At 62.5% G+C, this 25,227-nt stretch carries 24 protein-coding genes; 12 read left to right on the top strand and 12 right to left on the bottom strand.

Annotated elements, in window-relative coordinates:
* Positions 1-29: 29 nt before the first annotated feature.
* Both J4E63_RS19940 and J4E63_RS19935 read right to left on the bottom strand, forming a co-directional pair.
* Positions 30-2,402 carry a phosphoketolase gene (locus J4E63_RS19940; RefSeq protein WP_060741868.1) on the bottom strand — a complete coding sequence of 791 codons (2,373 nt, stop codon included), beginning with the start codon at positions 2,400-2,402 and terminating at the stop codon, positions 30-32.
* Positions 2,403-2,615: 213 nt separating this feature from the next.
* Complete coding sequence (locus J4E63_RS19935; protein WP_207283086.1) at positions 2,616-3,509, bottom strand: universal stress protein; 894 nt, start codon at positions 3,507-3,509, stop codon at positions 2,616-2,618.
* Positions 3,510-3,754: 245 nt separating this feature from the next.
* On the opposite strand from J4E63_RS19935, the gene J4E63_RS19930 reads away from it, so the two are divergent.
* A complete protein-coding gene (locus J4E63_RS19930) occupies positions 3,755-4,318 on the top strand; it encodes a GNAT family N-acetyltransferase (protein WP_060741866.1) in 564 nt (187 codons plus the stop codon).
* A gap of 51 nt (positions 4,319-4,369) precedes the next feature.
* Here J4E63_RS19930 and J4E63_RS19925 read toward each other — a convergent pair whose 3' ends face one another.
* Together J4E63_RS19925 and J4E63_RS19920 are read right to left on the bottom strand one after the other, a co-directional pair.
* Positions 4,370-5,281 (bottom strand): universal stress protein, encoded by a 912-nt coding sequence (locus tag J4E63_RS19925; RefSeq protein ID WP_207283085.1) that lies wholly within the window; start codon positions 5,279-5,281, stop codon positions 4,370-4,372.
* 100 nt (positions 5,282-5,381) lie between these two features.
* The gene (locus J4E63_RS19920; protein WP_060741864.1) at positions 5,382-6,632 is read right to left on the bottom strand and encodes a DUF4010 domain-containing protein; all 1,251 of its coding nucleotides are present in this window, start codon (positions 6,630-6,632) and stop codon (positions 5,382-5,384) included.
* A gap of 257 nt (positions 6,633-6,889) precedes the next feature.
* Between J4E63_RS19920 and J4E63_RS19915 the strand changes: the two genes are divergently transcribed.
* From J4E63_RS19915 to J4E63_RS19880, 8 genes are all read left to right on the top strand, one after another.
* Positions 6,890-7,813, top strand: a complete 924-nt coding sequence (locus J4E63_RS19915; protein WP_060741863.1) for a universal stress protein — start codon at positions 6,890-6,892, stop codon at positions 7,811-7,813.
* A 59-nt stretch (positions 7,814-7,872) separates the two neighbouring features.
* Positions 7,873-10,620 carry a cation-transporting P-type ATPase gene (locus J4E63_RS19910; RefSeq protein ID WP_060741862.1) on the top strand — a complete coding sequence of 916 codons (2,748 nt, stop codon included), beginning with the start codon at positions 7,873-7,875 and terminating at the stop codon, positions 10,618-10,620.
* A gap of 37 nt (positions 10,621-10,657) precedes the next feature.
* Positions 10,658-11,137, top strand: a complete 480-nt coding sequence (locus J4E63_RS19905; protein ID WP_060741861.1) for a hypothetical protein — start codon at positions 10,658-10,660, stop codon at positions 11,135-11,137.
* Between the two features lie 65 nt (positions 11,138-11,202).
* Positions 11,203-11,535 (top strand): TSUP family transporter, encoded by a 333-nt coding sequence (locus tag J4E63_RS19900; protein WP_305891268.1) that lies wholly within the window; start codon positions 11,203-11,205, stop codon positions 11,533-11,535.
* Positions 11,536-11,578: 43 nt separating this feature from the next.
* Positions 11,579-12,013, top strand: a complete 435-nt coding sequence (locus J4E63_RS19895) for a YeeE/YedE family protein (RefSeq protein WP_060741860.1) — start codon at positions 11,579-11,581, stop codon at positions 12,011-12,013.
* Positions 12,014-12,015: 2 nt separating this feature from the next.
* Positions 12,016-12,435, top strand: coding sequence for a DUF6691 family protein (locus tag J4E63_RS19890; protein WP_060741859.1), 420 nt, complete (start codon positions 12,016-12,018; stop codon positions 12,433-12,435).
* A gap of 13 nt (positions 12,436-12,448) precedes the next feature.
* On the top strand, positions 12,449-12,637 hold the full coding sequence (locus J4E63_RS19885) for a DUF2892 domain-containing protein (RefSeq protein WP_060741858.1): 189 nt from the start codon (positions 12,449-12,451) through the stop codon (positions 12,635-12,637).
* A gap of 95 nt (positions 12,638-12,732) precedes the next feature.
* Entirely contained in the window at positions 12,733-13,824 is a 1,092-nt protein-coding gene (locus J4E63_RS19880; RefSeq protein WP_207283084.1) for an ArsO family NAD(P)H-dependent flavin-containing monooxygenase, read from the top strand.
* Positions 13,825-13,869: 45 nt separating this feature from the next.
* Here J4E63_RS19880 and J4E63_RS19875 read toward each other — a convergent pair whose 3' ends face one another.
* Genes J4E63_RS19875 through J4E63_RS19845 form a run of 7 tightly spaced genes read right to left on the bottom strand, consistent with a single transcriptional unit; the run spans position 13,870 to position 20,164 of the window.
* Entirely contained in the window at positions 13,870-15,237 is a 1,368-nt protein-coding gene (locus J4E63_RS19875; RefSeq protein ID WP_060741856.1) for an ATP-binding protein, read from the bottom strand.
* Complete coding sequence (locus J4E63_RS19870; protein WP_207283083.1) at positions 15,234-15,896, bottom strand: response regulator; 663 nt, start codon at positions 15,894-15,896, stop codon at positions 15,234-15,236. The genes J4E63_RS19875 and J4E63_RS19870 overlap by 4 nt, the downstream gene beginning before the upstream one ends.
* 11 nt (positions 15,897-15,907) lie before the next feature.
* Positions 15,908-16,552: a tetratricopeptide repeat protein gene (locus tag J4E63_RS19865; protein WP_060741854.1), complete on the bottom strand. Its 645-nt coding sequence runs from the start codon at positions 16,550-16,552 to the stop codon at positions 15,908-15,910.
* A complete protein-coding gene (locus J4E63_RS19860) occupies positions 16,549-17,358 on the bottom strand; it encodes an SDR family oxidoreductase (RefSeq protein ID WP_060741853.1) in 810 nt (269 codons plus the stop codon). Before J4E63_RS19860 ends, J4E63_RS19865 begins: the two co-directional genes overlap by 4 nt.
* Positions 17,345-18,019 carry a TenA family transcriptional regulator gene (locus tag J4E63_RS19855; RefSeq protein ID WP_060741852.1) on the bottom strand — a complete coding sequence of 225 codons (675 nt, stop codon included), beginning with the start codon at positions 18,017-18,019 and terminating at the stop codon, positions 17,345-17,347. Before J4E63_RS19855 ends, J4E63_RS19860 begins: the two co-directional genes overlap by 14 nt.
* Positions 18,016-19,497 (bottom strand): AMP-binding protein, encoded by a 1,482-nt coding sequence (locus J4E63_RS19850; protein ID WP_207283082.1) that lies wholly within the window; start codon positions 19,495-19,497, stop codon positions 18,016-18,018. Before J4E63_RS19850 ends, J4E63_RS19855 begins: the two co-directional genes overlap by 4 nt.
* Positions 19,487-20,164, bottom strand: coding sequence for a thermostable hemolysin (locus J4E63_RS19845; RefSeq protein ID WP_207283081.1), 678 nt, complete (start codon positions 20,162-20,164; stop codon positions 19,487-19,489). The genes J4E63_RS19850 and J4E63_RS19845 overlap by 11 nt, the downstream gene beginning before the upstream one ends.
* A 244-nt stretch (positions 20,165-20,408) precedes the next feature.
* On the opposite strand from J4E63_RS19845, the gene J4E63_RS19840 reads away from it, so the two are divergent.
* A complete protein-coding gene (locus J4E63_RS19840; RefSeq protein ID WP_207283080.1) occupies positions 20,409-22,115 on the top strand; it encodes an amidase in 1,707 nt (568 codons plus the stop codon).
* Positions 22,116-22,280: 165 nt separating this feature from the next.
* On the opposite strand, the gene J4E63_RS19835 is transcribed toward J4E63_RS19840, so the two are convergent.
* Entirely contained in the window at positions 22,281-23,135 is an 855-nt protein-coding gene (locus J4E63_RS19835; RefSeq protein WP_207283079.1) for a LysR family transcriptional regulator, read from the bottom strand.
* A 74-nt stretch (positions 23,136-23,209) separates the two neighbouring features.
* Between J4E63_RS19835 and J4E63_RS19830 the strand changes: the two genes are divergently transcribed.
* A complete protein-coding gene (locus J4E63_RS19830) occupies positions 23,210-24,151 on the top strand; it encodes a DMT family transporter (RefSeq protein WP_207283078.1) in 942 nt (313 codons plus the stop codon).
* Between the two features lie 63 nt (positions 24,152-24,214).
* Positions 24,215-25,096 (top strand): GyrI-like domain-containing protein, encoded by an 882-nt coding sequence (locus J4E63_RS19825; protein ID WP_207283077.1) that lies wholly within the window; start codon positions 24,215-24,217, stop codon positions 25,094-25,096.
* The last annotated feature ends 131 nt before the right edge of the window (positions 25,097-25,227 follow it).

Here is a 25,227-nt window from a genome sequence, read left to right as displayed (position 1 = left end):
AGCGTCGATGCCATGAGGCATGTTGGCCGTCATTGCGGCGTCGGCGTCCAGCGCCAATTCAAGACTTCGGGCATGTCCTGCCCATGCTCGATGAGGTACAACTGGTGCTTTTCCATGGTTGCCCAATAGCGATCCCGAGCACTGTCCACCAGCGGCTGCAAGCGTGGCACGCGCTGGATGACATCGAGCGCCAGTTGGTAGCGGTCCAGGTGGTTGATGACCGCCATGTCGAACGGCGTGGTGGTGGCGCCCTCCTCCATGAAACCGCGGACATGGAAGTTATCGTGGCCGTGACGCTTGTAGACCAGCCGATGGATCAGCGACGGATAGCCGTGGAAGGCGAAAATCACTGGCTTGTCCACGGTAAACAACCCATCGAACTCGGCGTCCGGCAACCCGTGGGCATGCTGTTGCGGCGGTTGCAGGGCCATCAGGTCCACGACATTCACTACCCGCACGCGCAGGTCGGGTACGTATTCGCGCAGCAACGTGACAGCGGCCAGGGTTTCCAACGTTGGCACGTCACCGGCACAAGCCATCACCACATCCGGGTCTTCGTCGTTGTTGCAGGCAAAGGCCCAGCGACCGATCCCGACCGAGCAGTGCCGAACGGCCGAATCGATGTCCAGCCACTGCCATTCCGGCTGTTTGCCGGCCACGATCACATTGATGTAATCGCGGCTCTTGAGGCAGTGATCGGCAACGGACAGCAGGCAATTGGCGTCTGCTGGCAGGTAGATGCGCACCACGTCGGCGCTCTTGTTCGCCACCAGGTCGATGAACCCCGGATCCTGGTGGGAAAAGCCATTGTGATCCTGTCGCCAGACATGGGACGTGAGCAGGTAATTGAGCGAAGCAATCGACGCGCGCCACGGGATCTGGGCGGCAGTCTTGAGCCATTTGGCGTGCTGATTGAACATCGAATCGACGATATGGATGAACGCCTCATAGCAGGAAAACAGCCCATGCCGGCCAGTCAGCAAATACCCCTCCAGCCAGCCTTCACACACTTGTTCGCTGAGGATTTCCATCACCCGGCCATCGCATGCCAAGTTCGTATCGTTTGCCTCCAGGGCCGCCATCCAGGTTTTGCCACTGACCTCGTACACCGCATCAAGGCGATTGGAGGCGGTTTCATCGGGGCCGAACAGACGGAAATTGCCTGCCCGCAGGTTGTGCTTCATCACATCACGCACAAAACCGCCCAACACCCGGGTGGCCTCTGCCTGCACGCTGCCGGGCGCGCCGAATTGCACGGCGTAATCGGTGAACCGCGGCAGTTCCAGGGGTTTTAGGAGCACGCCACCATTGGCATGGGGATTGGCGCCCAGGCGCCGATGTCCCGTCGGCGCCAATGCGGCAATGTCCGGCAGCAACGCACCGTTGTCGTCGAACAACTCCTGCGGACGGTAGCTCTGGAGCCATTGTTCCAGTTGCATCAAATGCAGGGGCAACTCGAAGTGGCTCAGCGGCACCTGGTGGGCGCGCCAGGTGCCTTCGACCTGCTGGCCATCGACGAATTTCGGACCGGTCCAGCCCTTGGGCGTGCGCAGCACCAGCATTGGCCAAAGCTGGCGCTCCAAGGTACGTCCCGACGAATCCGCGCGGGCCATGCGCTGGATTTCGCGAATCTTGAGCAACATGCCGTCCAGGGTCCTGGCCAACTGTTGGTGCACCGTTTGCGGATCGTCGCCTTCGACAAAATAAGGATCGTAGCCGTAGCCATACATCAGGGCCGACAGTTCGTCTTCACTGATGCGCGAAAGCAGCGTGGGGTTGGCGATCTTGAAACCGTTGAGATGAAGAATGGGCAGCACGGCCCCGTCACGCCTGGGGTTGAGGAATTTGTTGGAGTGCCAGCTCGCCGCCAACGTGCCGGTTTCGGCCTCACCGTCGCCGATGACGCAAGCCACGATCAGGTCAGGGTTGTCGAACACTGCGCCATAGGCATGGGCCAGGGAATAACCCAACTCCCCACCTTCATGGATGGAGCCGGGAATCTGCGCAGAGACATGGCTGGATAAGCCATAAGGCCAGGAAAATTGCCGGAACAGGCGCAGCATTCCGTTTTCATTCTGCTCCACCGAGGGGTAACACTGGGTGAAGCTGCCCTCCAGGTAACTCTGGGCGACGATGGCGGGGCCGCCATGACCGGGGCCGGTGATCAGGATCATGTTCAAGTCACGGGTCTTGATCAGGTGATTGAGGTGCACGTAAATCAGGTTCAGCCCCGGCGTTGTGCCCCAATGGCCCAGCAGGCGCGGTTTAATATGATCGCGTTGCAGCGGTTTGCGCAGCAACGGGTTGTCCTTGAGGTAGATTTGCCCCACGGCCAGGTAATTGGACGCACGCCAGTAGGCGTCAATGCCTTCCAGTTGGTCGGGGCTGAGAAAATCGCTCATCACGTCCTCCGCAAAAACACAGGATTGCCATGCTTGATTCTGGAACGCAGGAAGGCATGTGACTTGATTTACATCAGAACCAGGGACGCTAAGGTCATACCAGGTGCTTGCTCGATGCCCTGGTGCCGCCGGCCTTGCCTGCTACCCATTGGTCCAAGTCAAACCAAACGCTGGAGCGCCTGATGAGCGGACAGGTCCATGGGGCCGTCGTACTCACTCCTTGACCGCCAGCACACTGCCCGGCACCGAATACAAGGCACGCTCTGTCGTGCTGCCAATCAAGCGCTCAAGACCGGCGCGGTGCACAGTACCCATCACCACCACATCGGCCTCGAATTCGTCGATGAATTCCTGGATGACCGGCACCGGCAGGCCAACGACGAAGTGCCGACGCTCCGCCGGTACGCCACAGCGCTCGGCCAGGCTGATAAGCGCCGCATGCAGCGATTCGCGCAGGGCGTCGGCAAAGTCGTCATCCCAAGCACCGGCCAGCAACGAGGCTTCGCCATTGAAGGCCGGCGACAGGTCGCAGGCGTACAACAGATGCAACGAAGCGTCGCACTGCCGGGCCAGCGCGGTGGCCGTCTGGACGATACGCTCATTCAAGGCATTGGCCTCGGGATCCGAGGGGTCCACCGCAGCCACGACCCGCCGCGGCAAGCTGTGCACCGCCTGGTTGACCAGGTGCACCGGCACCGGACAGTCACGCAATAAATGACAGTCAAGGGGCGTGGCGAACACGCGCTTGAGCAAGGGTTCAAGGGTAACGTCCTTGATCAGCAGGTCAGGCTTGAACTGCTCGACGTAGCGCAGGATTTCCAGCAACGGATGAAGCGTCCACACCACGTGAGTCGTCACATCCAGGCCTTCCTCCTTGAGCAGCGCCGCCTCTTCTACCATCCAGCGACGATAGCGGTGCAAATAGCGCTGCACGCTCGCTTCATCGATTTTTTCACCCCATAAGTGGGTGCGGGCCGGTGGCTGGACGAACGCGCACAAGTGCAGCGCAGCCCCGCTGGCCCGGGCCAGGGCACAGGCCCTGCGCATCGCCGCAGAAGGATGCAGGTCGGGTTCGACGATCAATAGCAGACGCTGGTATTGCCCCATCGCACACCTCCATCGGATTGCCCATACGAAATCCAGAACCTTGCACCGGCCTTTTCCGGCACGATCTTCAGCGTGCGCCCATCTAGGCCCCGGACGGTTTGATCTGAATCAAAGGCAGGGCAATCGACGGACGGATACGCGGGCACTGATCCAGATCAGAATCGATCGCCGTGGCGGGCGTAGAACACTATCGAATGCGTAGCTTTTTATCGCACGCACGTGTACATCCGAGGGAGGATCGCACCATGCTCACTGTCAAAGACCACAACGAACGCGCCGCTGCCCTGTATGCCAGCATCAGTGGCAAACACTGGATCCAGGCACTCAAGGACGGCCGGCATGTCTTGATCCGCCCGCTCAGGGAGCAGGATCGCCAGCGCGAATACGACTTCATCATGCGCCTGTCACCGGAGTCCCGGCACATGCGCTTTCTGGCGCAGATCAATGAGCCGGGCGCGGCGCTGCTCGATAATTTGATGGACGTCGACTGCAAGACGCGCATGGCCTACATCGCCCTGGTCCATGACAACGGCGAGTTGATCGAGATCGGGGTCAGTCGCTATTGCGCGACCCAGGAACACGAATGCGAGTGCGCGGTGACGGTCGCCGACCCTTGGCAACACCTGGGGCTGGGGACATTGCTGATGGAGCACCTGATCGACACCGCGCGTAAAAATGGCTACCGCCAGATGTACTCCGTCGATGCGGCCAGCAATGCCTCGATGCGGGATTTGGCCCATAGCCTGGGTTTTGAAACCCACAGCGATCCCGACGACACCCGGCAGGTCATCCACCGGCTCTACCTTTAGCTCCGGACGCTGCGCGAGGCCTTGGTATGGCCTCGCACAGCGTTGATCCCGTCACGCTTGCGGCTTGATCGCCAACACGCTGCAGGGCGCCCGTTGCAGCAGTAACTCGGCGGTGGTGCCCAGGCGCCTGTCCAGGCCACGATGCGCCGTGGTGCCCATGACGATGACATCGACCTGGTGATCGGCGGCGAACGTGCAAATGCTGTTCAGCGGCGCTCCTTCGATGAAGTGGCGCTGCTGCGGTGCGACCCCATGCCGCTCGGCCAGGGACTCGAACACCTCATGCTGGGCCTGGCCCAACGCTTCATAGAGCCCGGTGGCCAGGGGCAGCGCGCCAATGCCCATGTCCGAGGCGTAGACAGCCGTCCAATCGAAGGCGTGCAGCAACTCGACCTGGGCATTACATTGTTCTGCCAGTTTGACCGCGGCGTCGACGATCTGGTCGTTGAACACCAGATCCTGCTCCTCGCTGCGCAGCACATCGACAATCGCCAGGACCCGCCGAGGCCGCGGGTGACGCGAATCCGTGACCAGATGCACCGGCACCGAGCAGTCACGCAGCAAGCGCCAGTCCAGGGGTGTGAAAAACACCCGTTTCATCGCCGGTTCCGGCTGCGCGTCCTTGATGATCAATGCCATCGGCATCTCCTTGATGTATTGCTGCAAGGCTTGAAAGGCATCCTTGCTCCACACCACCTCGCAGGTCACCTCGACGCCGTGCCGGCGCGCCAGTTCGGCCTGTTGCCACAACCAATGCCGATGGGTTTCCAGATAACCCTCACGCGCTTGCTTGACCTGTTCCGGGGCGAACAGACCGGCCACCGAGAGCAACTCCAGGTAGTCGAACGCCACAATATGCAGGGGCAGGTCCAGCGCCAGGGCCAACTCGGTGGCGCGGTCGAACGCCGGCGTACGGATCATGGCGTCAGGCGCCAATAACAACAAACGTTGAGTCTGGGACATGGAACACCTCGGCACGTGGCGACAGCCACTTAAAGGATTGAGGTTTCCAGAATGGACGCCTGCCCGAGACAGGACTTGATCTTCATCAAACAGCCATCATTCAGGCTGACAAACTCGGGAGCAACAGCCCTGCCCACATCGCCAGTGTGACCAGCACCTGGCCGGGAATCACATACCCGGCGAACCTTCGCCCGCCACTGAGCCAGGCGACGACGCATTTGCTCAGGGAGTTGCTGCTCAGCGCCATCAGCACCGGTACGGCGACGCCGTCGGAGGGCAACAACCCGCCCTTGGCCAGGGACGCGATGGAGGCCGTCGAGGCATGGGCGTCGAGCAACCCGCTGAAAATCGCGGTGACGGTCACCCCGGCCTGGCCAAACGCATCGAGCATCGCCGACGAGAGGACGGTGATACCGGTCATTGCCAGAACCATGGTCAACGCCAGCTTGAGGCTGAAGGCACCGCCGTGTTTGATGGGTTCATCGGCCCGCGCCCTTGGACGGGGAAACATCAGCAGGCCGGCGTAGAGCAATACCATCAGCATCCCGCACACCAACGGCCCCCACATCCAACGCAGCAGCACGGGGTCCACGGCTGCGAGAATCAGGCTCATTTGAACCACCGTCGCCAGGTTGGATAATACCGCCGCGGCGCTCACCACCTTGAGATTGATCGGCTCTTTGACCGCGATACCGCCCATGGTCGCGACAGTCGCCGTGGCAGAAGCAAACCCCGAGGCAATCGCACTGAGGGCATAGCCATAGCGGGTCCCCAGGGTTCGAACCGCGACATGCCCCAGCGCACCCACCGCCATCAGCATGACGGTGAGGGTGCACAGGTTGCGCAGGTTGATTGCGTCATAAGGCCCGAGGAATCGATCCGGTGCCAGCGGGAGCACGACCAGCGCGGCGATCAACAGCACCAGGCCATCGCGCAGCTCGGTGGCCGTCAATTGGTTGCGGGCAAAATGGTGCAACGTCTGGCGGCTGGCGAGCAGCCCGGCAATCACTACGCCAATCGCCGTCGCCAGGCCCGGGGCGCTCGCACAGAGCGCACCCAGTGCCAGTACCGCGAACAACGCCACCTCGCTGGTAATCCCCGGGTCCTTGTCGAGATTTCGCCAATAGGCCACGGTCACCAATGCGCCCAGGGCAAGGGTCATGCCCCCCAGCAACAAGGGACCGCCCGCCTGGATCGCCAGGTAGCCGAGCACGGACGTGATGGCGAAGGTGCGCAGGCCGGCGAAGTCGCGCCTGTCGCCCTCGCCTTTGCGCCGTTCGCGCTCAAGCCCCACCAGCAGGCCGATTCCCAGCGCGGCGGCGGCATTGGCGAAAGCCAGGGTTTCAGTCATGGTCACGGCTCTCTGGCGCTGCCTGCGGTTGTCACTCAATCCAGAGGCCCGAGCCGACTGCGCTCGGGCCCTGGGGCGACTGATCATGCTCAAACATAGCGCGATTGCCGCGCCGTTGCCGCCTTCAACGCAACGCTTTGAAGCGTGTTTGATGCAAATCAAGTTACCGGGCGCCATGACGCTCATGATCGATGACAGACACCACGCCGCGCGAAACGTCGCCCGGCGCCAACAGGTCCTTGCCCGGGAGGTTTGTCATGTCTACGCAATCACGCTTGATGCTGGTCGTCTCGCCACTGATGGAACACAGCCCGGCGTTCGACCGGGCCGCCGCACTGGCCAGGGCCGAAGGCGCGGCGCTGCATATTGTCGCGTTTGACTACCTCGAAGGCCTGGCCACGGCGGGCCTGGTAAACGAACAAGCACTGGAGCAGATGCGCCTGGGCTACATCGAGCGCCATCGGCAGTGGCTGGAGGAACAGGCCAGGCCCCTGCGCAACCTCGGCATCGAGGTCACGACAGAAGTGACGTGGGTCGAGCGCCCCTTGCAGGAAATCCTGGTCCACCTCAAGGAAGCGCCGATGGCTGCGCTGATCAAGTCGGTGGACCCTGAGTCATGGTTTTCCCGACTGATGTTCACACCGCTGGACGTGCACCTGCTGCGCGAATGCGCAGTTCCATTGCACTTCGTCAACAAGGTCGCCCACGCTCGTCCGCGCAAGATCCTGGCCGCCATCGACCCGTTCCATCAGGACGGACACTACGAAGGCCTCAATGACCGTATCCTGAGCGAAGCCAACAAGCTGGCCACCCGCTGCGACGCGACGCTGGAAGTCATCTACGCCTATGACCTTTCGTCCATTACCGCCGCCGAATACGGTTTCGGCAACGGTTCGATGTTCTTCTCCTCGACCCTGGCCCGCCAGCTCTACGAATCCCAGGGCGCCGCCTTCGATGCACTGGCCGAACGCAATGGCATCGCCCCGGACCAGCGACGCATGATCATGGGTGACCCGGCCAAGGTGTTGGCGAGCTACGCCGCATCCCATGACATTGACGTCATCGTCATGGGGCGCGTGCGCTACGGCAGCCTGGACAAGCTGATCGGCAGCACAGTGGAAAGCCTGCTGTACAAAATGCCCTGCAGCCTGTGGGTGATTGCGCCGCAGCGAATTGGCTGAGGTGCAGTTGCGCAGATGACCCGCAGAACAACCGCACCGTACCCACAGGAGCGCGGCTGATGAACCGACCGAGCAACATACCTGCGGCGCACCCGACAACGCCCTCGCAGGGCCTGGCCTGGTACACGTTGCCCGCCGCACAGGCACTCAAACACCTGGGTGTCGATGAGCAAGCCGGGCTGGACATCGCCGAAGCCCAGGCCCGGCTTGAGCGTACGGGTTTCAACCGGTTGCCAGCGTCAGCCCGGCGGCCAGCGTGGCAGCGATTTCTGCTGCAATTTCATAACATCCTGATTTATGTACTGCTCGGTTGCGCTGCAATCACCGCAACGCTGCAACACCTGTGGGACACGGTGGTCATTCTTGCCGTCGTGGTGGTCAATGCGATCATTGGCTATGTCCAGGAAGGCAAGGCCGAGCAGGCCATGGATGCCATCCGCAACATGCTGGCGCCCCGCGCAACGGTGATACGTGCCGGCGAACGCCTGGGCATCGCAGGCGAGGAACTGGTACCCGGCGATATCGTCTTGCTGGAGGCTGGCGACAAAGTCCCGGCGGATCTGCGCCTGCTGCATGCCAATCGGCTCCAGGTCCAGGAAGCCATCCTGACCGGAGAATCCGCACCGGCTGAAAAAAATACCGAACCGGTGCGCATCGAAGCAGCCCTGGCTGATCGTGCCTGCATGGCCTTCAGTGGCACCCTGGTGACCTGCGGCCAAGCAACAGGGGTCGTCGTCGCCACCGCAACCTCGACTGAAATCGGGCGCATCAGCAACCTGCTGTCGGCAGTGAAGCCGCTGACGACGCCCCTGATACAGCAAATGGACGTCTTCGCCCGCTGGCTGACGCTATTGATTTTGCTGATCGCCGGTCTGCTACTCGCTTATGGCCACTTTGTCGGGCATTACGTCTTCACCGAGATATTCATGGTCGTGGTGGGCATGTCGGTCGCGGCCATACCCGAGGGGTTGCCCGCCGTACTCACCATCACCCTGGCGGTGGGCGTGCGGGCAATGGCCCATCGCAACGCCATCGTTCGGCACCTGCCGGCCATCGAAACCCTGGGCTCGGTATCGGTCATCTGCACGGACAAGACCGGCACCCTCACCCGTAACGAGATGATGGTGGCATCCGTCGTCACCAGTGACCTGACCTTCACGGTCGACGGGGTCGGCTATCAGCCTTCGGGCAACATGAACCTTGCCGATCAGTTGATCGACACCTCTCACCACCCGGTGCTGGCCGAACTCGGGCGCGCGACCAGCCTTTGCAATGACGCGAGCTTGAGGCAGCACGAAGACGCCTGGAAGGTCGAAGGAGACCCCATGGAAGGTGCATTGCTGGTGTTTTGCGCCAAGGCCGGTATCAACGGTGAAGAGGAACGCGGCACTTGGGCGCGCACCGATGCCATTCCGTTCGACGCTAAACACCGCTTCATGGCAACGCTGCATCACAACCATGACCGACAAGCCGCGATTTATGTCAAAGGCGCGCCGGAGCAGGTTTTGACCATGTGCACATGCCAGCGTAGCAGCACGGGGGCAACGGCCCCGCTCGATACCGACTATTGGCACGCGCAGGCCAATGCCATCGCCCGCAAAGGCCAACGCGTGTTGGCGCTCGCCGTCAGGTCCGTCCCACCCGAACACGCCATCCTGGAATTTGCCGATGTGCAAGGGACACTGACCTTGCTTGGCCTGGTCGGGATGATCGACCCGCCCCGCCCGGAAACGATCCAGGCGATCAAGCAATGCCAGGCGGCCGGCATTGTCGTGAAAATGATCACAGGGGACCACGCCGGCACCGCCTGCGCCATCGCTGATCAGATCGGCCTGGACAACCCCGACAAGGTACTGACGGGCATTGACCTGGATGCAATGAACGATGCAACCCTCAGGGAATCGCTCAAGCAAGTGAACATCTTCGCGCGTACCAGCCCCGAACATAAGCTCCGGCTGGTGACGTTGCTGCAACTCAACGGCATGACCGTGGCCATGACCGGCGACGGCGTCAACGACGCGCCAGCGCTCAAGCGCGCAGATGCCGGCATCGCCATGGGCGGCAAAGGCAGTGAAGCAGCCAAGGAAGCCGCGGACCTGGTACTGGCGGACGATAACTTCGCCTCTATCGTCGCCGCTGTGCGTGAAGGCCGCACGGTCTATGACAACATCAAGAAAGTGCTGAGCTGGACGTTACCCACCAACGCGGGCGAGACAATGACCCTGATTGTCGCGCTGCTGTTTGGCCTTACATTGCCAGTCACGGCGATACAGATCCTGTGGATCAACCTGATTACCGCTATCACGCTGGGTATCGCGCTGGCGTTCGAACCGACCGAAGACAACACCATGCGCAGGCCACCGCGCTCACGACAGGAGCCGTTGATCAGCGGCGCATTGGTCTGGCATATGGTGCTCGTTTCCATTCTGTTCCTGTGCGGTGTCTACGGCATCTTTACCTATGCCCTGGACCGAGGCTACTCCGTCGAACTGGCCCGCACCCTGGCAGTGAACACCTTGGTCGTGATGGAAATTTTCCACCTGTTCTTTATCCGCAATCTCTACGGCACGTCACTGACCTGGAAGGGCCTTCGGGGTACGAAGGTTGTGTGGGCGACCATCGCGGTGGTGACCGTCGCTCAATTCGCCATCACCTACGCGCCGCCGCTGCAAACCGTGTTCGCCACCCAAGCGGTGCCCTTCATGGATGGACTGCTGATCATCGCGGTGGGCATTGCGCTGTTCGCCATCATCGAAATTGAAAAACAGCTTCGACTGCGTTTAAGCGAGTCCGATCGTCAACCGTGACGATCACTCCCCTACCCACCCCGCCAGGACCTGAACCATGAACGCATCCAGACTCGCCGCCCTCGCCCTGACCGCGGTGCTTTTCCCCACGCCTACCTTTGCCCAGCAGGCCACCGACGCCGCCAATCCGACGCCGCCATCAATGAGCATTGAACAATTTGATCAGCAGATGGCGAAAGCCCAGGAAAACCTGAAGAAGATGCAGGAGCAAATGAGCCTGATCCAGAAAACCACCGATCCGGCGCAACGCCAGAAGCTCATGCAAGATCACCAGGCCATGATGCAGCAAAGCATGCAGATGATGAATGGGATGATGGGGGGCGGCATGATGGGCGGCCATATGAAGGGACACGGCCCGATGATGGGTTGGAAACAAATGGGCAACCACTATTCCCGGATGACGCCTGAGCAGATGAAGCAACACCAGTACATGATGGACAACTACATGGGCATGCAGCAAATGATGATGGAACAGATGATGCAGCACCAGCAGAACATGGGGACGCCATCTCCCTAGACCGGTCTCCCAGGGCAGCGCCTAACTGGACCGGCCCTTGCGCGTGGGTGCTCACGACTTAGGGCGTGGTCGGCGGGGTGCTTTTCGGGCTGCTCGGCGTGGGCGGTGGTTTCGTCGTGGTTCCGGCGCGCCAACGGTACAGCAATCTGACCACGCAATCGGTGCTCGCCACGTCGCTGACCGTTATCGCTTGGGTTGCCCTGTCAGGGGTGCTGACGAGCTCGGCGACAGGCCACCTGCAATGGCCAATAGCGCTACCCTTTTCCATGGGGGCCATCGTCGGCATGCTCGGCGGGCGCCTGGTCGCTGCCAAGTTGCCGGAACCCATCTGCAAAGATGGCTTCGCCCTTGTGTCGACGCTGGTAGCGGCCGCGCTGCTGGTAAAAGCCCTGGGTTGAATCGCATAGTGGAATATCAACGATTGTGTACCGGAGAACGCTGATGAATCTTGACTGGCTCAACTTTACGCCTTGGTCATCCCTTGCCGGCGGTATGTTGATTGGCTTGGCGGCCAGCCTGTTCGTGGTCGCCAACGGCCGGATCGCCGGCATCAGTGGGCTGATCGGCAGCCTGCTGCAGCGTGGCAGCGAAGGGCTGGGCGAGAAGGCTCTGTTTCTTCTGGGCCTGCTCGTCGCGCCGCTGGTATGGGGCGTGTTTGCCTCCTTGCCACCGATCGAGTTCCAGAACGGCTGGTTCGGCCTCACTGTCGCGGGCCTGTTGGTGGGTGTCGGCACTCGTTACGGTTCGGGCTGCACCAGTGGCCATGGCGTGTGCGGCCTGTCACGCCTGTCACCGCGCTCGATGGTCGCCACCGCGTGTTTCATGCTCAGCGGTTTCGCCACGGTATTTGTCCTGCGTCACGTGATAGGGGTTTGAACATGCGCAAACTGACGGCATTCATCGCCGGCCTGCTCTTTGGCTTCGGGCTGCTCCTGGCAGGCATGGCCAACCCGAACAAAGTATTGGGTTTCCTGGACCTGGCCGGCGCCTGGGATCCGTCCCTGGCGCTGGTGATGATCGGGGCGATTGGCAGCGCGATCGTCCCGCTGGCCTGGGCGCGCCAACAGACTCATTCGCTGCTGGGCAGCCCCATGCAGTTGCCGGTCAAGCGAGAACTGGACCCACGCCTGATCGGTGGCAGCCTGGTGTTCGGTATCGGCTGGGGCATCGCCGGCATCTGCCCTGGCCCCGCCGTGGCCATCCTGCTGACCGGACACTGGCAAGCCTTTGTCTTCATGCTGGCCATGTTGGCGGGCATGTGGTTGTTCACCGTGCTGGAAACCCGGCGTGTCCATTGATCAGGAGATTGCCATGAAAGCCAACATTGGAACCATTGACCGGGGCGCACGCATTGCCGTGGGGCTTGTCCTTATAATTCCGGCCCTGACGGGCTCGATCGGCGCCTGGGGCTGGATTGGCCTGGTGCCACTGGCCACGGGTATCTTTCGCTTCTGTCCGCTCTATTCGTTATTGGGCATCAAGACCTGCAAACGTTGCTGAAGCGCACAACGGCCTTTCTCCTGGAGCGGCCATTGACGTTGCAAGCCCCTCTTGGAGCCTTGCAACGGGCTCCCTCAACCGAAGGATTCGCCGCCATGCCCTGCTCACAGCCCGAGACATTTGACGTAATCATCATCGGTGGCGGCCAAGCGGCCTTGGCGGTGGCCTATTTCCTGCGGCGTACGCCTCTCTCGTTCGTCATCCTCGACGCCCAGGAAGAACCCGGTGGTGCCTGGCGGCATGGCTGGAACTCGCTGCGACTCTTTTCCCCGGCTACATGGAGTTCGATCCCCGGCTGGATGATGCCCCCCACACAGAATGGCTATCCGTCGCGAGACCACGTGATCGACTACCTCACGCAGTACGAACAGCGCTATCGATTTCCCGTGGTGCGACCGGTACAGGTCACGCGTGTGGAACGCACAGCAACGGGTTTGCGGGTACACACCCCCGAGAAGCACTGGGACGCCCGGGTCGTGGTCAGCGCAACGGGCACCTGGAGCAACCCCTACATCCCTCGTTACCCTGATGCAGCCTTGTTCGCTGGGCAGCAATTGCATTCGGCGGACTATGTCGAGGCATCCCCGTTCGCTGGCAAGAAGGTCCTGGTTGTAGGCGGTGGCAATTCAGGCGCGCAGATTCTGGCCGAGGTGTCGAAAATCGCCGAGACCACTTGGGTCACCCCCATCGAACCACCGTTCCTTCCTGACGAGGTCGATGGGCGCGTGTTGTTCGAGCGCGCCACCGAGCGCTGGAAGGCCCAGCAGGAAGGTCGCGTCATTGATCAACCCGTGGGAGGGTTGGGTGACATCGTCATGGTGCCGCCGGTGGTCGAGGCCCGTGAACGCAACGTCCTTCAGGCCGTCAGGCCTTTCGAGCGCTTTACCCGCAACGGCGTGATCTGGGCCGACGGCCGCGAATCAGCCGTGGACGTGGTGATCTGGTGCACCGGATTCAGGCCCGCCCTACAGCATCTGGATGCGCTGGGGGTGCTCAACAACGACGGCCCTGTGGAGGTCGAGGGCACCCGCTCGATACAAGAGCCCAGGCTGTGGCTGGTCGGCTACGGCGAGTGGACGGGGTCGGCGTCCGCCACCCTGATTGGCGTTACACGCACGGCACGCAGCACGGTTGGCGAGATAGTCGACTTTCTCGCCCGGCAATCCATGGCCGATGCGCCTGCTTGAAGCACCGCACGGGATCGGCCACCTGTCATGGCAGCGGAAAATCGCTTAGAAGCGCCCTATTTCCAAGGTCGCGCACAGCCCACCCTCGGTGCGATTCTCCAGGCGTATGTGCCCTCCCAGACGATCCGCGATGGTGCGTACGATCGTCAGCCCCAACCCCGCCCCTTGGTCATTGCCGCGGCTGTAGAACCGCTCGAAGAGCCGCTCACGCTCGGCCTCGTCGATACCCGGCCCCTGGTCTTCGACAGACAGCTCGTAGTGATCGCCCTTCCTGGCCAGGCGTACGGTGATCGTGCCGTTGGCCGGAGAAAAATTGGCCGCGTTGGTCACCAGGTTGTTCAAGGCGATATCGATGGCCACCGGGTCGATTCGAACCGGACCGATGTCATCGCTGACATCCAGCACCGGCTCGAGCCCCTTGCTCAACAACCAGGGCGTCATTTGCACCAGGCTCGCCCGAACCGTGGCGGCCAGGTCGATGACCGCCGGCGTCGGAACGCCTGCCTGCGGTTCAAGCCGTGCCATGGTGAGCAATTGGTTGACCAGGCGCGTGGTGCGGTCGACCCCGGCAATCAGGTGTTCCAGGGACTCGCGACGGCTTTGCTCGCTCCCCGCCTCCATCAGATTCTGTGCATGCACCCGCAGTACGGCCAAGGGCGTACGCATTTCATGGGCGGCGTCGGCGATGAAACGCCGCTCACGGCCCATCACCTCCTGGATCTGCGCCAAGACACGGTTGAGTGCCGCCTGCATGGGCTCAAGCTCGGTAGGAAGCGGCATCATTTGCAAGGGCTCCAGGGAACCGGGATGCCTGGCGCGCAGCTTTGCCGCCATATCGACCAGGGGCTTGAGCCCCCAGCCGATGGCCAGCCAGATCACGGCGGCAAGCACCACGCTGCCGATCAGGTTGGGCACGACGGTGTGACGAACAATGCGGTCGACCAGGTCGGCACGCACGTCGTCGCGCTCGCCCACCCAGATCTTCAACCCGTATTGCGCGTCGTCCAGGACGAACGCCCGCCACTTACGGTTCTTCTGGTCCACGATCTCGCTGAAACCGGGCGCAACCGGGGGTGAGGTGAACGACGGTGCGCTGGTGGTATGAACCAGCACCGAACCTTGTGAGTTCCAGACCTGGAAAGCGATCTTGCTTTCATAGGGATGACCGTCGACTTTGGGCACCGCCTGCCCCAGCGCCGAATTGAACGCCTGATACAACTCGGCGTGTTCCTTGCTCGCCATCGGCATGCGCATCACACCCTGCAGCAGCCGGGCATTCTGCGCCAATTGGGCATCGTAGACCTCGGCGATTTCGTGGTTGCTGTCATGCAGGTTGAATACCGTGATGATCAACAGGCCAAGGAACAGCAGGCCGAGGATCAACGTGAGGGTACGCCGCCGGATCGAACTCATCGGCGCTCCTCCACCAGGTAACCGACACCACGAATGGTACGGATCAGGTCGGTGGAGAACTTCTTGCGCAGGTGATGGATGTGCACTTCCAGCGTGTTGCTCTCGGCCTCCTCGCTCCAACCGTAGAGCAACTGCATCAAATGATCGCGCGTCATGACGCGGCCCGGCGGCGAGAGCAGTTCATGGAGCAACTGATACTCCTTGGGCGTCAGGGCCACCGGCTTGCCCTGGTAACTGACTTGCTGGGTGCCAGGGTTCAGGCTGATGCCGGCATGTTCGATCAACGCCTGGGCGCGGCCGGCGCTGCGACGCAACAAGGCCCGTAGCCGGGCCTTGAGTTCCGCCAGGTCGAAGGGTTTGACCAGATAGTCGTCAGCCCCGGCGTCCAACCCGGCGATGCGATCCTCGGTGGCATCGCGGGCGGTGAGGATCAGCACCGGCAGGTTGGAACCACTGTCACGCAAGCGCCGCAACACCTGCAGGCCGTCCATGCGTGGCAAGCCAAGGTCAAGCACCGCCAGGTCGAAAGTCTCACTGAGCAGCGAATGCAAGGCGCTGCTGCCGTCCTGCAACCAGTCGACGGTATAGCCTTCGCGACTCAAGGCCTGATGGACGCCCTCCCCCAAGGCCACGTCATCTTCGATCAGTAATAAACGCACACGCGCTCCTGTCAGTTCAGTTGCTTGTTCACATCCACCAGCAACGCGTCGATCTCCTTGCGGCGCCCGGCATCGGCCGTTTCCCGACCCGGCCGCGGCGCTGCCTGCAAGGCTTTTTGCAGCGCTGCCTTGGCTTCGCTGTAGCGTTTCTGACGGTAGAGGTGATCGCCCCAAAAGTACAGGCTGTCGATGCCGTTCGGGTTGAGTTGCAACGCCTGCTGGAGCAATTGCTCGGCCTTGTCCGAGTCGCCGAACCCCAGGGGCCAGCCCGGCACCCGGTCGTAGAGTGCGCCGAGGCTGGTGTAGGCCGAGCCTTGCAGGGCCTTGGGGTCCAGGGTCAGGGCTTTTTCCAGGTCGCCCTTGGCGTCCTTGACCTTGCCCAGCGCACCGAGCCCACCCTTGGCACCGGCCCAACTGCTGTTGACGATACCGGACCAGATCCATGCTTCGGCCACCGATTGGCGCTCCTGCTTGAATGCCGAGGCCTGGGTCGCGAGTTTTTCGAACGCGTCGGCGCGTTGGCCTTCTGGCAATTCATATTGAATGTGGGCCCAGCGCTGCTGGATGTCGCTGAGACGTTGCTGGTCGGCCGCCTCCAATGCCCAGACGCTTTGGCTCAGGGTGCCGATCAATAGGCAAGCAAGGATTTTTTTCATGGCTTGAGGTGCTCGTTTTCAGGTTTGCGACTGAGGCGACGGACCAGTGGCAATTGCTTGCGCAGACCCCGATCCACCAAGTTGGGAAGCAGGCTGTTGAGGCCGACGAAAAAGCGTTCAGGCCAGCCCAGATACAGCTCGCGCCGGTCGCCGATAATCGCGTGGATCACCGCCGCCGCCACGGTTTGCGGGTCGTCGACGTTGGCCTTGAGGGCCTGGTTGAGCGCGTCGGCTGCCGGGCTGTTCATCGAGGTTCGGGTGGCCCGGGGCGCCACGTAGAGCACTCCGATACGGGTGTCGGCCAACTCCCGGCGCAAGGCTTCGGAAAAACCGCGCAAGGCAAACTTGCTGGCGCAGTAACTGGCGTAGCCCGGGTAGCCGATTGATCCGTAGGTCGAACCGACGTTCACCACCATCGCGCTGTCGGCCTGCTTGAGCAGCGGCAACAGTATTTTGGTCAGGCAGATCGGCGCGCTGATGTTCAGCGCCAGCATGGCGTTGATCTCGCTGTCGTCGAGTTGTTCGAGCATGGCGAAGTGGTTCACGCCCGCGGCATTGATCAGCAGGTTGATGCCGCCCTGGGCCTCGGCGGCGACCAGCACTTTGCGTCGGTCGGCGAGGAAGGTCAGGTCGGCTTCGACCCAGCTCAAGTGCTGCGGATAACGCTCCAGCAACGGCTGCAAGGCTTCGCGATGCCTGGCGACGGCCAGCACCCGCGCGCCACTGGCGCACAGGGCAGCGGCGATGGCCTGGCCGATTCCACCGCTGGCGCCCGTCAGCACGACACGCGCATCACACAGGCGCATGTTCAGGCTCCCCGTCACGCGGCAGGCCCCGGAACATGTCGGTGTACAACCGGTACACCACCTTGGAGGCATGGATCACCGCAGCCTGGTCCGCCGGATCGTCCAGGCGGTTCATCAGCCCGCGATAGGTCTGCATATGCTCGATGTCGAGCGATCCATGGGAGCTGAGGTAACTGAACGCCGTGGGCGGCAATTCCAGGCGCTGGCGGATACTGTCGGCGGCATGGGTCGCCAGGGCGATACTGGTGCCCTCCAGCACATTGACCATGCCGAACAGGCCAACCGGGTTGCCTCGGGCGATCAAGTCATAGAGGTAACTGACCATCAGCTCGATGGGTAACGAAGGCTGGCCGTTGCGCACCGCTTCCTTATCGCCACCGCACACGGCAATGTCATCCAGCACCCATTGCTCATGGCCGTACTCTTCGTCGATGTATTCGCACACGGCCTTGCGCAGCCATTCCAGGTGCGTTGGCAGGCGCGCCCCGCACGCCATCATCAACGGCACCGTATGGCGCACGTGGTAATACGCCTGGATCAGGAAGCCCCGGTAACTGGCCAAGCTGACCTGGCCGTCGAGGGCGTCACGAATGATCGGCAGATTGAACAGGGTCTGGCGCTCTTGCTGGGTGGCTTCTTGCAACGTGTCAAAAAAACTCATGATGGGGATTCCTCGGACAAGACAGATGAAGTGAGCTGCGCGCGGTAATGCTCGACGATGGCCTCCCGGCGTGGCCGGCCATTGGCGGTGAGCATGCCGTTGGCAGCGCTGAAGGGTTGGTCCAGGCGCGTCCAGTGATGGACCCGCGCGTAGTCGGGCAGCGTGTCGTTGGCCTTGGCCACGGCCAGCTCCAGCGTTTGATCCGTGCAGTCGGCCCGGGCGGGCCAGAGCAGTGCATGGTTGTGCGGCATGGCTTCGCCATAGACAAAGGCCTGGGCAACGTCACCGCCCTGGGTGAGTTCGGCTTCAACCCATTCGGGGTTCACGTTGCGACCGAAACTGGTGACGAATTGGTGTTTCTTGCGACCGCGCAGGTAAAGAAAACCGTCCTCGTCGAACGCCCCCAGGTCGCCACTGGGCCACCACTCGCTGGCGTGCGCAGGCTCCCCCAGGTAACCGAGCAGCGTCGAGCCCTTGATCAGAACTTCGCCGTCATCGGCCAAGCGGATCTCCACATGGGGCAGTGGCTGGCCGACACTGCCGGCACGATGAGCCTGTGGCCGATTGAGGCACACCACCGAAGCGCATTCCGACAGCCCATAGCCTTCAAACACCGGCAGGCCAACACGCTGGGCCCGCTGCAACAAATCGTGGGACACCCGTGCCCCGCCGACGGCGGCGAATCGCACGATGTGCGGGTTGAACAGCTTCTGTTCGGCGGCCGTGACCAACATCAACAGCAGTTGCGGAACCAGGATCAGGCTCTGCGCCCGACGCTCGGCCAGGCATCCCAGCAGCCGCGTCGGGTCGACCCCACTGGCGCCCTGGATGCCAAGCGTCCTCTGGCTGGGCAGGCTCAGCATGGCGCCGGCATACAACGCCGCGTAGCAGCCAAGGTTTTCCAGCAGAATCGCCAGGGGCAGCAACGCCAAGTGATGCCGGGCCTCGACCGGTTGGCTGGCCTGTTCCAGTTCACGGGCCACCCGCAACAGGCTGTCAGCGCTCAGGCAGACGCCTTTGGGCGTGCCGGTGGTGCCAGAGGTGAAGGTCAGCTTGGCGGTGCCTGCCGGCAGACGACTCGGCCCGTCGAAGTGCCGTCGCCAGAACTCGCCACTGTGCTGGTATCCGGCAGCTTGCAGTTCCGCTTCGAACGCGGGCTCGGCAATCACCCGCTCGGCCTGGCTCTGCTCCAGGCAGTGGCGACGTTGAGCCTGGCTGAAAAAACCGGGCAGGATGACGCAGGCCAGCCCTTCGAACAGCGCGGCAAGGTCCCAGAGCATCGCTTCGATGCCGTTGTCCAGGGCCAGGGCAACAACGCTGATGTGTTCATCGCGCAGGCGTTGCTGGCGGTACACCACTTCGGAATAAAGCGTTGCGTAGTCGAGCTGCGAACCGTCGCCCCACAGCGCAATAGCGTGCCCCCTGCGCTCGGCATGCCCACGCAGGGTGCGTTTGAACCGTTCCATCTCAGGCGACATGGCTGGTCTCCCCGAGATCCGTCGACAGTCCCAGTCGCGTGAACAGGCCGGTATTACGCAGGTGAACGAAACCGGCGCGGATGTTTCCGACATGAACCCACGGCTGGCTTTCGTAGTAACGCCCCCAGAGGTGACGCTCCTCGCCAAGGCGCTGCGGATCGGCCGGGCACAGGGTCACGGGCTTGAGACCCAGGCGATGGAAGCTGTTGACCAGGCCGATATTGCCAGTGAACGCAACCCATTCCAGGCCGCCCATGGCCAACAGATAAGTGATCGCGATGATGCTCAGCCGGGCGCTGCCCGTGTCACTGGCGGCCAGATTGCCGACTTCGACGATACCGGCGCGATCCACCGGACGGTCGGCGGCGGCGCTGATCAAAGGCTCGATGGGGCTGTCCAGATAATGTTCGAGGAACAGCGGCCCCTGGGCGGCCCGGCGCACGCCAGCCGCTGCGCAGAGCGTGCCGTGGACATCGTCGAGCCCGAACAGCTCCGGCATGAAGTGACGAATATCGGCACCGTGGACCTGGCGAAAACGCTGCTGGATGAACGCCTCGAACTCAGCTCGCCGGGCTTGTCCCGGCAACGCCCGGTGCAAGTGCCGAACCGGCGGGCCGGCATCACCGAAGGCCAGCGGCAAGTGGATGTTCCAGTCAAAATCGGGCATGGCGCAACATTCTCCCTCGGGCTATTGGGGAGAAGTATCGAGGCCGTTTCTTAACGAAGTCTGAAGATGGGAAGTTTGCGTACGCTTGAGAAATAGTCCGATCAAACACGGGCTGCCTTTGTTTGTTTTTCCGTAGTACAGTAGGCAAAACCCGATAAATATCCACCTTTAGATGACCTGAAGTGCCAGGCCCGACGTCAATGGACCCGCACCCCCGTCATCCTTCTACCGCGGCGGTAATTGCATGATCGACATCACCGAAGTCTCCATTGCCCAACTGCGCGCCGCGCTGGAATCGGGCCAGACCACAGCGGTAGCGCTTGTCCAGGCCTACCTCGCCAGGATCGATGCCTACGACGGCCCCGACACCCCCACGGCCCTCAACGCGGTGGTGGTGCGCAACCCGGATGCGCTGAAGGAAGCGCAGGCTTCCGATGCCCGTCGGGCCAGTGGCCAGACCCTCGGCCCACTCGACGGCATTCCCTATACGGCCAAGGACAGTTATCTGGTCAAAGGGCTCACCGCCGCCTCCGGAAGCCCGGCGTTCAAGGACCTGGTGGCCTATCGCGATGCGTTCACCATCGAACGACTGCGCGCCGCCGGGGCCATCTGCCTGGGCAAGACCAACATGCCGCCCATGGCCAATGGCGGGATGCAGCGCGGGGTGTATGGCCGGGCGGAAAGTCCGTACAACGGCGACTACCTCACCGCGCCCTTTGCCTCCGGCTCCTCGAACGGTGCGGGCACGGCAACCGCCGCCAGTTTCGCCGCGTTCGGCCTTGCCGAAGAAACCTGGTCGAGTGGACGCGGCCCGGCGTCGAACAACGGCCTGTGCGCCTACACGCCGTCGCGTGGGGTGATTTCGGTGCGGGGCAATTGGCCTTTGACGCCAACGATGGACGTCGTCGTGCCCTTCGCCAGGACCATGGCCGACCTGCTCGAAGTGCTGGACGTGGTGGTCGCCGAAGACCCGGACACCCGTGGCGACCTGTGGCGGCTGCAACCCTGGGTGCCGATTCCGAGCGTCGAGTCGGTTCGTCCCGCCTCGTATCCGGGCCTTGCCAGCAACCCGGGGGCGCTGGCCGGCATTCGGCTCGGCGTGCCACGGATGTACATCAACGCGGACCCTGAAGCCGGCACGGCCGAGGCCCCTGGCATCGGCGGCCCGACCGGGCAGCGAATCGTCACCCGCGCCTCGGTGATCGACCTTTGGGAGCAAGCCCGCAAGGCCCTGGAAGCTTGTGGCGCCGAAGTGGTCGAGGTGGATTTCCCGCTGGTGTCCAACTGCGAGGGCGACCGTCCCGGCGCACCGACGGTGTTCACCCGCGGCCTGGTTTCCAAGGAGTTCCTGCACCATGAGTTGTGGGACCTGTCGGCCTGGGCATTCGATGACTTCCTGCGGGCCAACGGTGATCCGACATTGAATCGCCTGGCCGATGTCGACGGACCGAAGATTTTCCCCCACGACCCGGGCACCCTGCCCAACCGGGAGGACGATCTGGCCGCCGGCATGGACGAGTATGTGAAGATGGCCCAACGCGGCATTACGCCCTGGGACCAGATCCCGACGCTGCCCGACGGGTTGCGGGGGCTTGAAGCGACACGCCGGATCGACCTGGAAGACTGGATGGAACGGCTGGGCCTGGACGCGGTGATCTTCCCGACCGTCGCCGACGTCGGGCCGGCGGATGCGGATATCAATCCGGAATCTGCCGATATCGCCTGGAGCAACGGGGTCTGGGTCGCCAACGGCAACCTCGCCATCCGCCACCTGGGCGTACCCACGGTCACCGTGCCCATGGGCGTCATGGCGGACATCGGCATGCCCGTCGGGCTGACATTCGCCGGGCGTGCCTATGACGATTCGAGGCTGTTGCAACTGGCATCGGCGTTCGAGTCGATAGGCTCCAAGCGCCGGGTCCCGCCGCGGACACCGCCATTGTCGGCTTGAGCCGGTTCTTGGGGCTGCTGCGCCACAAAAGCGCACAGGTGCATTACCTGAGGGCTATTTTGGCGAGGGTGGCGTTTGAATGATCACACCCTCGCCCAGCCGAACATGCAACCGTGGCGAGGGAGCTTGCTCCCGCTGGGCTGCGCAGCGGCCCCGATTCCATGCCTACAGCCGGAAATACTGCTGCATGGCACGGGCCAGCAGGCTCACGGCTTCATCGCCGCGTGACGCCTGGGCTCGCATGAACACCACCTCATGCTCCGCGATCACCGGCAGGCCTTCGAGGATCCGCATGGCAGCCGTCACCCGTCCACGGTCGATCAGGCTGATCGCCAACCCGGCCTCCACGCAGGCCTTGACGGCCTGGTTGGAGGGGCTTTCCAGGACGATGCGGGTCTTGCGCCCGCTTTGCCTGAGGGACTCCATCATCGCTTGCCGATAAGGGCATTGCGCCGCATGCACCGCCAGCGGCAGCGGCTCCATCGAAGCCGCTATCGTGTGGGCCGGCCCGACCCAGACCGGCGTGGTGGACACCAGCACTTGCACCTCTGCATTCGCCTGCCCCTTCGGCTGGGCAATAACTGCCGCCTGGAGCTTGCCGCGCTGCACCAGGTCGCGTAGCGCATAGCTTGGCGCGGTCTTGAGCTCCAGCACCACGTTGGGCCACGCGGCGGCGAAGGTCGGGAGGATGTCGCGGATCACATGGTCTGCGTACTCATCCGGCACCCCCAAGGTGATACGCCCTGCCAAACGGGTTCCGTGCAGGTCGGCCAGCACCCGATCATGGGTGCTCAACAGCTCCGTCGTCGCCACGAGCAAACGCTGGCCCAACGCGGTGAGGGATACCGATTGGTTGTCCCGGTTGAGCAACCGCCCGCCAGCGACCGCTTCCAAACGCTGGATATGCACGCTGACCGCCGCCGGGCTTTTGTGCAGTTGGTCCGCCGCCGCACTGAATTTCCCGATCCGCGCCACCGCATGAAAAGTACGTATCAAGTCGATATCGAGTATGGCCGTCATGATTCAATCTTCGTGAACAACTGATGCATTACATTTTGATTTATTAGATTAGCCGGGTTTCGTAGCCTGTGGTCATGAACCCGAATAAATCGCTGACCTGCACTTCCCTGCCCCGGCCCGCCTGGTACTGGCTGATTCCATTGCCGTTACTCGAAGCGGCATTGCTGGTGTCGTGGAGCTCAGGTTTCGTCGGTGCGCGCTTTTCCATCGATTATGCGCCGGCCCTGCTGGTGGTCTTCTGGCGGTGTGTCGTGGTCACGCTCGTCCTGTTTCCCTTCGTCGCCAGGTCGCTACGCCGGACCTCGCCCGTCGCACTGTTGAAGAATGCCGGCATCGGACTGCTGGCGATGGCAGGCTACCTGGGCGGTATCACCCAAGGCATTGCCCTGGGTGTGCCGGCGGGCCTGGCCGCGCTGGTCGCCGACCTGCTGCCGATGGGCCTGGCGCTGCTGGCCGCAGGCGTACTCCGGCAACGACTGGCCTGGCAGGTCTGGACAGGGCTGCTGATCGGCCTGCTCGGCGTCATGCTGGTGACCCAGGGCGCACTGGCGTGGGGCAATGCGCCCTTGTGGGCCTATGGCCTGCCGCTGCTTGGCATGTTCTCGCTCGCCGTCGCGACCCTGTGGCAGAAATACTTACCCGCCGAACAATCGCTGGGCCTGCTGCCCAACCTCTGGCTGCAATGTTGCGTGTCGGGCCTGGCCTTCGCCCTGGTCGAGGGCGCCCATGGCAGCCTGGCCCCGCTGCCCAGCACAGGCTTCGCACTGAGCGTATTGTGGACCGCGGGCCTGTCGACCATGGGCGGCTACGGCCTCTATTGGTTGTGCCTGCGCCGCGCGACCGCCACCCGCGTCGCCAGTGTCCTGTACCTCAGCCCGCCCATTACGATGCTCTGGGCCTGGGCCATGTTCAACGAACCGCTTTCCTGGCAGATGGTGGTGGGGATGGCGGTGTCCGGGATCGGCATCTGGCTGGTCGTCGGCACCGAAGCCCGGCAGGCTGCAAGTTCAAGATAGCAAGATCGGTCGAGCGCATTGTGCTCGCCGGCTTCATGCTGGTGGCCTTTATTGGGAAAGACCATGACCGACACAAAAAAGCATTACCAATCCCGCATGCGCAAGGTGCTCGATTACATCGACCTGCACCTTGATGACTGCCTGGATCTGGATACGTTGAGTGGCGTTGCGGCTTTTTCGAAATACCATTTTCACCGGCAGTTCATGGCGACGTTCAGCTTGCCTTTGAATCGCTACGTCCAACTCGCTCGCCTGAAACGCGCCTCCTACAAACTGGCGTTTCGCGAACATGAAACGATTACGCAGATCGCCATGGACGCCGGTTACGCAGCGCCTGACGCCTTTGCCCGCGTGTTTCGACAACGGGTGGGACAACCGCCTTCGAATTTCCGCAAGTCTCCCGACTGGCAGCGCTGGAACACCCTTTTCACGCCATTGCACACTGCGAGGAACCGCCTCATGCCCACGCCCTATCAGCCCAGTGACGTACGGATCCGTACGGTTCCTGCAACCCCCGTCGCCATCATGGAACACCGAGGCGATCCCTCGACGATCGGGACGACCCTCCGGCGCTTCATTGCATGGCGGCGAAGTGTCGGCCTGATCCCCTCGATCAGCCCGACGTTCAATGTATTTCACTCCGACCCGCGCACGACGCCGCCGCAAGACTATCGCCTGGATTTATGCGCGGGGACGGGCCGACCTGTCGTGCCGAACGGAGAAACGATCAAGGCTGGCAGTATTCCCGCCGGACGTTGTGCAGTGCTGCGGGTCGAAGGGGGCGCCGACAACCTCGAGACCGCCGCGCTGTACCTGTACAGGGACTGGTTGCCGGCCAGCGGTGAGGAGCCAGGAGATTTCCCCCTCTACTGCCAGCGTATTACGTTCTTTCCGGACGTTGCGGAGAACCAAGCCATTACCGAGCTCTTTCTGCCACTCAGGTGATCGGAAGCGGCGAACATCGCTTGTACGATCGGTAGGTCGGCCTTCAAGTACAGGCCAACAATTACAGGATTTACACCTCGACAACGTGGGCTCCAATCCATAGGCAACACCAATACATTGCATTGCATATC

Origin of the sequence: Pseudomonas sp. FW300-N2F2 (assembly GCF_017351655.1) — a bacterium.
Classification (GTDB): domain Bacteria; phylum Pseudomonadota; class Gammaproteobacteria; order Pseudomonadales; family Pseudomonadaceae; genus Aquipseudomonas; species Aquipseudomonas fluorescens_AA.
The sequence above is the reverse complement of the archived record's forward strand: the minus strand, read 5'-3'. Positions and strand labels throughout refer to the sequence as shown.

What these genes read in the sequence shown, in the direction of transcription:
- J4E63_RS19930 (WP_060741866.1), top strand. Translation starts at nt 3,755, where the DNA reads ATGCTCACTGTCAAAGACCACAACGAACGCGCCGCTGCCCTGTATGCC.
- J4E63_RS19915 (WP_060741863.1), top strand. Translation starts at nt 6,890, where the DNA reads ATGTCTACGCAATCACGCTTGATGCTGGTCGTCTCGCCACTGATGGAA.
- J4E63_RS19865 (WP_060741854.1), bottom strand. Translation starts at nt 16,552, where the DNA reads ATGAAAAAAATCCTTGCTTGCCTATTGATCGGCACCCTGAGCCAAAGC.
- J4E63_RS19885 (WP_060741858.1), top strand. Translation starts at nt 12,449, where the DNA reads ATGAAAGCCAACATTGGAACCATTGACCGGGGCGCACGCATTGCCGTG.
- J4E63_RS19920 (WP_060741864.1), bottom strand. Translation starts at nt 6,632, where the DNA reads ATGACTGAAACCCTGGCTTTCGCCAATGCCGCCGCCGCGCTGGGAATC.
- J4E63_RS19925 (WP_207283085.1), bottom strand. Translation starts at nt 5,281, where the DNA reads ATGTCCCAGACTCAACGTTTGTTGTTATTGGCGCCTGACGCCATGATC.
- J4E63_RS19875 (WP_060741856.1), bottom strand. Translation starts at nt 15,237, where the DNA reads ATGAGTTCGATCCGGCGGCGTACCCTCACGTTGATCCTCGGCCTGCTG.
- J4E63_RS19890 (WP_060741859.1), top strand. Translation starts at nt 12,016, where the DNA reads ATGCGCAAACTGACGGCATTCATCGCCGGCCTGCTCTTTGGCTTCGGG.
- J4E63_RS19825 (WP_207283077.1), top strand. Translation starts at nt 24,215, where the DNA reads ATGACCGACACAAAAAAGCATTACCAATCCCGCATGCGCAAGGTGCTC.
- J4E63_RS19845 (WP_207283081.1), bottom strand. Translation starts at nt 20,164, where the DNA reads ATGCCCGATTTTGACTGGAACATCCACTTGCCGCTGGCCTTCGGTGAT.
- J4E63_RS19840 (WP_207283080.1), top strand. Translation starts at nt 20,409, where the DNA reads ATGATCGACATCACCGAAGTCTCCATTGCCCAACTGCGCGCCGCGCTG.
- J4E63_RS19835 (WP_207283079.1), bottom strand. Translation starts at nt 23,135, where the DNA reads ATGACGGCCATACTCGATATCGACTTGATACGTACTTTTCATGCGGTG.
- J4E63_RS19860 (WP_060741853.1), bottom strand. Translation starts at nt 17,358, where the DNA reads ATGCGCCTGTGTGATGCGCGTGTCGTGCTGACGGGCGCCAGCGGTGGA.
- J4E63_RS19895 (WP_060741860.1), top strand. Translation starts at nt 11,579, where the DNA reads ATGAATCTTGACTGGCTCAACTTTACGCCTTGGTCATCCCTTGCCGGC.
- J4E63_RS19855 (WP_060741852.1), bottom strand. Translation starts at nt 18,019, where the DNA reads ATGAGTTTTTTTGACACGTTGCAAGAAGCCACCCAGCAAGAGCGCCAG.
- J4E63_RS19850 (WP_207283082.1), bottom strand. Translation starts at nt 19,497, where the DNA reads ATGTCGCCTGAGATGGAACGGTTCAAACGCACCCTGCGTGGGCATGCC.
- J4E63_RS19940 (WP_060741868.1), bottom strand. Translation starts at nt 2,402, where the DNA reads ATGAGCGATTTTCTCAGCCCCGACCAACTGGAAGGCATTGACGCCTAC.
- J4E63_RS19830 (WP_207283078.1), top strand. Translation starts at nt 23,210, where the DNA reads ATGAACCCGAATAAATCGCTGACCTGCACTTCCCTGCCCCGGCCCGCC.
- J4E63_RS19880 (WP_207283084.1), top strand. Translation starts at nt 12,733, where the DNA reads ATGCCCTGCTCACAGCCCGAGACATTTGACGTAATCATCATCGGTGGC.
- J4E63_RS19905 (WP_060741861.1), top strand. Translation starts at nt 10,658, where the DNA reads ATGAACGCATCCAGACTCGCCGCCCTCGCCCTGACCGCGGTGCTTTTC.
- J4E63_RS19935 (WP_207283086.1), bottom strand. Translation starts at nt 3,509, where the DNA reads ATGGGGCAATACCAGCGTCTGCTATTGATCGTCGAACCCGACCTGCAT.
- J4E63_RS19910 (WP_060741862.1), top strand. Translation starts at nt 7,873, where the DNA reads ATGAACCGACCGAGCAACATACCTGCGGCGCACCCGACAACGCCCTCG.